This window comes from Micromonospora sp. NPDC005710, assembly GCF_040630995.1.
GTDB lineage: Bacteria > Actinomycetota > Actinomycetes > Mycobacteriales > Micromonosporaceae > Micromonospora.
Genome location: NZ_JBEXYP010000051.1, coordinates 1 through 6,590, shown reverse-complemented (window position 1 = coordinate 6,590; position 6,590 = coordinate 1). Strand labels below are relative to the sequence as shown.

Here is a 6,590-nt window from a genome sequence, read left to right as displayed (position 1 = left end):
ATCCACACCACTCGCCGCAACCTCCACCACCGGCAACACCACCCGACGCCACACCACCTGCACCGGCTCCGGCAACCCCTCCCACACAATCCCCGTCCGGAAAATGTCATGCCGACCCACCACCACCCGCAACGCATCCACAAACCGACCCAACACACCCCGATCCTCAAACTCCAACACCGTCGGCAACACATACGCATCCCGACCACCATCAGCCAACAAATGATGAAACAGAATCCCCTCCTGCAACGGAGCGAGGGGATAAATGTCGGCGATGTTCGCCGCCCCACCATCCACAGTGGCCGCGATCCGGTCGATCTGCTCCTGCGTCAGATCCACCAACGGCAACATCGCCGGAGTGATCACCGACGTGTCAGCCGGGATCAGATTCGGCGGAACCTCGACCGTGTCGACGCCACCGGTCGCGGCCAACGCCGCCGGAGTCGGCGTCTGGAAAAACGCCCGCACCGGCACCGACACACCCCGCTGCCGCAACCACTCCACCAACCGCACCACCACCAACGAATGCCCACCCAAGGCGAAGAAGTCATCCTCGACGCCGACGTGGTCCAGGCCCAGAACCTCAGCGAACCCGGCGCACAACAACTCTTCCCGCGCATTCGCCGCAGCACGGCTGGACCCCACAGCCCCAGCGAAATCCGGCGCCGGCAACGCCCGACGATCGAGCTTCCCGCTACTCGTCAACGGCAACTCGTCGACAGTGACGACCGCGGCGGGCACGAAGGAGGAAGGGAGCTGACGGGCGACGTGCTCACGAACCTCGACCGGATCGGCGTCGCCAACGACGTACGCGACGAGCCGGTCATCGCGCACGACCACCGCGGCCTGCGCCACCTGCGGATGCGCAGCTACGGCAGCCTGCACCTCACCCAGCTCGATCCGCACACCGCGAACCTTCACCTGATCATCGGTGCGACCCAGGTAGTCGAGGTCACCGCCCGGGGTCCAGCGGACCAGATCGCCCGTGCGGTACAGCCGCTCCCCCGACTCGAACGGGTTGGCAACGAACCGCTCCGCCGTCAGACCCGCCCGGCCCACATACCCCCGAGCCAACTGCACACCAGCCACATACAGTTCGCCGGTAGCACCAACCGGCACCGGCTGCAGACCACCGTCCAACACATAGGTCCGGGTGTTAGCCACCGGCGACCCGATCGTCACCGGCACACCCACCTCACACCGGGTCGCCGTCACATCCACCGACGCCTCGGTCGGCCCGTACAGGTTGTGCAGTTCCACCCCAGGCAACACCGTCAACAGCCGGTCCCGCACTGACTCCGGCAACGCCTCACCCGAACACACCACCCGCGACAACCCCGTGCACGAGGCCGCCACCGGAACAAACGCCTCCAACATCGACGGCACAAAGTGCGCCGTCGACACCCGCTCCTCCCGGATCAACTCCGCCAGATAGGCCGGGTCACGGTGACCACCTGGGCGGGCGACCACGACCGTCGCGCCCACGACCAACGGCCAGAAGAACTCCCACACCGACACGTCGAACGTGAACGGGGTCTTCTGCACCACCCGCTCACCCGACACCAACCCAAACCGGTCCTGCATCCACCGCAACCGATTCACCACACCGGCGTGCGACACCACCACACCCTTCGGCCGACCCGTCGACCCCGACGTGAACAACACATACGCCGCACCACCCGACGACACCTCAACCGGCAGCGCCTCGGGGCCGTCCAACCCGGTCACCGAATCCAGCACGACCGCGGCACCCGCATCCGCCACCAACACGTCGACCCGCTGCTGCGGATACTCCGGATCAATCGGCAGATACGCAGCGCCGGCCTTCAACACACCCACCAACGCCACCACCAAATCCACACCACGATCCATCCGCACACCCACCACGGACTCACGACCAACCCCGGCGGAGCGCAGATACCGGGCCACCGCACCAGCACGGACGTCCAACTCCCGATACGACACCGACACACCCTCGAACACCACCGCCACCGCATCCGGCGTCGCCGCCACCTGACGGGCGAACAACGACACCACCGTGTCGCCCACCGGATACGACACCGCAGTGTCATTCCAGCCAAACAGCAGCTGGGAACGCTCCTCCGCATCCAGCACGTCCACGTCGTTGAGCCGTACGTCAGGATTGGCAATCACCGTTTCCAGGACAGCCACCAGCCGGTCGGCGAGCCGACGCAGCGTGGCCGCCTCGAAGAGCTCAGCGACCCCCATGACCTCGCCCTGCAGTCCACCCGGAGCGCCGTCACCGTCGAGTAGCTCACCAACGCTGAACTCCAGGTCGACCTTGGCGGCGCCCTCGCCGGTCAGCCCGATCCCGACGCCGATTGCCTCACCTTCGGCATCCGTGCTGGTCTGGACGCCGAGCATGACCTGGAACAGCGGGTGCCGGGCCATTGACCGCGTCGGTGCGAGTTCCTCCACCAGCTTTTCGAACGGAACGTCCTGGTGCTCGAACGCCGACAGCGCGGTCTCCCGCGCCCGGACCAGCACCTCGCGGAAGGTCGGGTTCCCGGACACGTCGGTCCGCAGTACGAGCATGTTGATGAAGCATCCGACCAGGTCGTCCAGCGCCTCGTCGGTGCGACCGGCGACCGGCGTTCCGATCGGGATGTCGGTGCCGGTACCGAGCCGGGACAGGAGCATGCCGACGGCCGCCTGCATGATCATGAATAGGGTGACGCCCTCCTCGGCGGCGAGTTCCGCCGCCTGGGCGTGCAGCGCCGGCGTGACCCGGAGTGGCACGCTGTTCGCCTGATGGCTCGCGATTGCCTGCCGGGAATGGTCGAACGGCAGCGCAAGCTCTTCGGGGGCCCCGGCGAGGGCTTCCCGCCAGTAGGCGACGTGCCGGGACATGAGGCTGTCCGGGTCGTCCGTGTCGCCGAGGACCTCCCGCTGCCACAGCGTGAAGTCGGCGTACTGGATGTTCAGTGGCTCCCAGTCGGGGGATCGTCCGGCGCGGCGTGCCTCGTACGCTGCGGTCAGATCCCGGGTCAGCACGGTGATGGACCATCCATCGCTGACGATGTGGTGCATGACGGTGACGAACACGTGCTCGTCCGGGCCGGTCGAGAACAGCCACGACCGAACCGGCAGGTCGGTCGCGATGTCGAAGACGGTCTTGGCGGCCCCTTCCAGTTCGGCTTTGAGCTCGGCCGGGGATACGTCGACCAGCTCGACGTGCCAGGTGAGGTCCTCGGGTTCGACGATGCTCTGATGAGGCTCGCCGTCGGCCGTGGGGAATGTCGTCCGCAGCACCTCGTGCCGCGTCAGGACGTCCCGGGCTGCGGCGCACAGGGCCGGGACGTCGACGTCGCCGGTCAGGCGGAGCACCATCGGCATGTTGTAGGTGTTGCTGGGCCCCTCCAACTGCGAGATGAACCAGAGCCGGCGCTGGGCGTACGACAACGGGATCATTGTCACTCCTTGTCACTACGCATGGGCCGAAGCGTCGGCCGTTTCGTTTTCCGCAGTTGGCCGATCCGGCGCGCCAGACCGGCCGCGGTGGGCGCGTCGAGGAGGGCGCGCAGGGGCACGTCGATGTCGAGCGCCGCCCGGATGCGGGCGAGGACTCGGACGGCCAGCAGTGACTGGCCACCGAGGGCGAAGAAGTCGTCGTCGACACCGACCCGCTCGAGTCCGAGGACCTCGGCGAAGGCGGTGCAGACCGCCTCCTCGGCGGGGCTGGTGGGGGCACGGTGACTGTCGGTCGGTGTCGGGGCGGCTAGGTCGGGCACGGGCAGCGCCCTGCGGTCGATCTTGCCGTTGGGGGTCACCGGCAGCGCGTCAAGCAGCACGACGGTGGACGGCACCATGTACGGCGGCAGCCGGTGCGCTACGAACTGGCGTACCCGTTCGGCCACCTCGGCCCCGGCTGTGTCGGGGGTGCCGGGCCAGTCGAGGCGTAGCCGGTGGCGCTCGGACTCGTCCACCGTGTCGATGGCGCTCAGCGGCCGGTCGGCCGTTGTACTTCCCAGGGCGTCGACCAGGTTCTGGGTGGTGGTTCGCAGCAGCGTCGCCACCGTGTACGGGTCGATGGGTGCGACGGCGTCGATGGTGAGCGTCAGGTCGTGGCCGTCGTCGTCGACCGAGGCGTTGATCGGAAAGGTGCTGCGTTCCTGGGCGTGCAGTACCCGGATTCCGGTCGTCTGCGGTGTCGGTTCGGGCTCGTCGGAGGGGTCTGTGCCGTTGTCGTGCCGGTAGTTGAACAGTGCGGTGAACAGCGGGGTCTCGGCGGCGACGCCGCTGGCACGCTGTACGACGGCCAGCGGGGCATGTTCGTGTTCGAGCAGGCCGGCGAGTTGTTCGCGCATCGCCGCCACCGCTGCCCGCACTGTCAGTTCGCCGGTGCGCACTCGCACGGGAAGGGTGTTGATGAATGGTCCCGGCACCCGGTCGGAGCCGGAGCCGGCGTTCATCCTCCCGAACAGCACCGTGCCGAAGATGACGTCGTCCCGGCGGGCGAGGGTGGCGACGACCCTCGCCCAGGCGACGTGCAGCAGCGTGGCCGGGCTGGTACCCAGAGTTTGCGCGGTCTCCCGTAGTCGCTCGGTGAAGCCGCGTGGGAAGTCGATTTGTTGGCGGGTCAACTGGCTGCCGTCGCCGCGTACGTCGCGGATGCCGAACGGTACGGTCGGTTCGACGACGTCGCCGAGGAGTTCGGCGAAGTAGCGTTCGTGCGCGGTCTCGGTGACGGCGTTGCGAGCCTGCGCGACGAAGTTCCGGAAGGGCAGCGGCGGGGCGATGAGGTCGTCGCGGCCGGAGAGGATCGCTCGCACCTCGCCGAGCAGTACGTCGAGCGCGACGTGGTCCTGAACGATGTGGTGGACCCGCAGCAGGGCAAACCAGCCCGGGCCGTCGGGCGCCGCTGCGGTGTGGATGTCGAGGAGCGGGGCGCGGTCGAGGTTCATCACGTGCCCGGCCGCGGTGGAGAGCGCGGCGACCGGATCATCGCCGGCGGTCAGGGTCGTGTGGGCAATCGAGAGCGTGGCGTGCCGCAGGACCACCTGTACCGGATCGGGCAGCCCTTGCCAGAGGATCGCGGTCCGTAGGACGTCGTGTCGATTCACCACCCGTTGTAACGCGTCGACGAATCGGTCCAGATGGGGTTGGGTGTCGAAGGCGACGGTGATGGACATGAGGTAGGCGTCTCGTCCGCCGTCGGCGAGCAGGTGGTGGAAGAGGATGCCTTCCTGAAGCGGGGCGAGGGGATAGATGTCGGCGATGTTCGCCGCGCCACCATCGACAGTGGCCGCGATCCGGTCGATCTGCTCCTGCGTCAGATCCACCAACGGCAACATGCCCGGAGTGATCACCGACGTGTCAGCCGGGATCAGGTTGGCTGGGACGTCGAACGTGTCGACGCCGCCGCTCGCTGCCAACGCCGCCGGGGTCGGCGTCTGGAAGAACGCCCGCACCGGCACCGACACACCGCGTTGCCGCAACCACTCCACCAACCGCACCACCACCAACGAATGCCCACCCAGAGCAAAGAAATCATCCTCGACGCCGACGTGGTCCAGGCCCAGAACCTCGGCGAACCCGGCGCACAACAACTCCTCCCGCGCGTTCGCCGCAGGGCGGCTGGACCCGACAGCCCCAGCGAAATCCGGCGCCGGCAACGCCCGACGATCGAGCTTCCCGCTACTCGTCAACGGCAACTCATCGAGAACGACCACCGCGGCGGGGACCATGTACTGCGGCAACCGCTGCCCCGCGAACTCCCGCACCCCGGCACCGTCACCGCCGACGACGTAGGCGATCAACTGGTCGTCGCGCACGACCACAGCGGCCTGGGTCACGTCCGGGTGCGCGGCGACGGCGACCTGCACCTCACCCAACTCGATGCGGAAGCCGCGCAACTTGACCTGGTCGTCGGTGCGACCCAGGTAGTGGAGTTCGCCGCCCGGGGTCCAGCGGACCAGGTCACCCGTGCGGTAAAGGCGCTCACCCGGCTCATACGGGTTGGCAACGAACCGCTCCGCGGTCAACCCCGCCCGGCCCACGTACCCCCGGGCCAACTGCACACCGGCCAGATACAACTCGCCGGGAACGCCCACCGGCACCGGTTGCAAACCACCGTCCAGGACGTACGTCCGGGTGTTCGCGACCGGCGACCCGATCGTCACCGGCGCGCCCACCTCACACCGGGTCGCCGTCACATCCACCGACGCTTCGGTCGGCCCGTACAGGTTGTGCAGTTCCACCCCAGGCAACACCGTCAACAGCCGGTCCCGCACCGACTCCGGCAACGCCTCACCGGAACAGACCACCCGCGACAACCCCGTGCACGAGGCCGCCACCGGAAGGAACGCCTCGAGCATCGAGGGCACGAAGTGCGCCGTCGAGACGCGCTCGTCACGGATCAGCTCGGCCAGATAGGTGGGGTCGCGGTGACCGCCGGGACGGGCGACCACCACGGTCGCGCCGACGATCAACGGCCAGAAGAACTCCCACACCGACACGTCAAACGTGAACGGAGTCTTCTGCACCACCCGCTCACCCGACACCAAACCAAACCGGTCCTGCATCCACCGCAACCGATTCACCACACCCGCATGCGACACCACCACACC

The 6,590-nt window shown here is 67.9% G+C and carries 2 protein-coding genes; both read right to left on the bottom strand.

Annotated features, from left to right (window positions below):
- On the bottom strand, positions 1-3,432 hold a 3,432-nt coding region (locus ABZ406_RS30685; RefSeq protein ID WP_357769036.1), incomplete at its 3' end, for an amino acid adenylation domain-containing protein.
- Between the two features lie 2 nt (positions 3,433-3,434).
- Positions 3,435-6,590, bottom strand: a 3,156-nt coding sequence (locus ABZ406_RS30680; protein WP_357769034.1) for a condensation domain-containing protein, incomplete at its 5' end; no start/stop codon positions are given.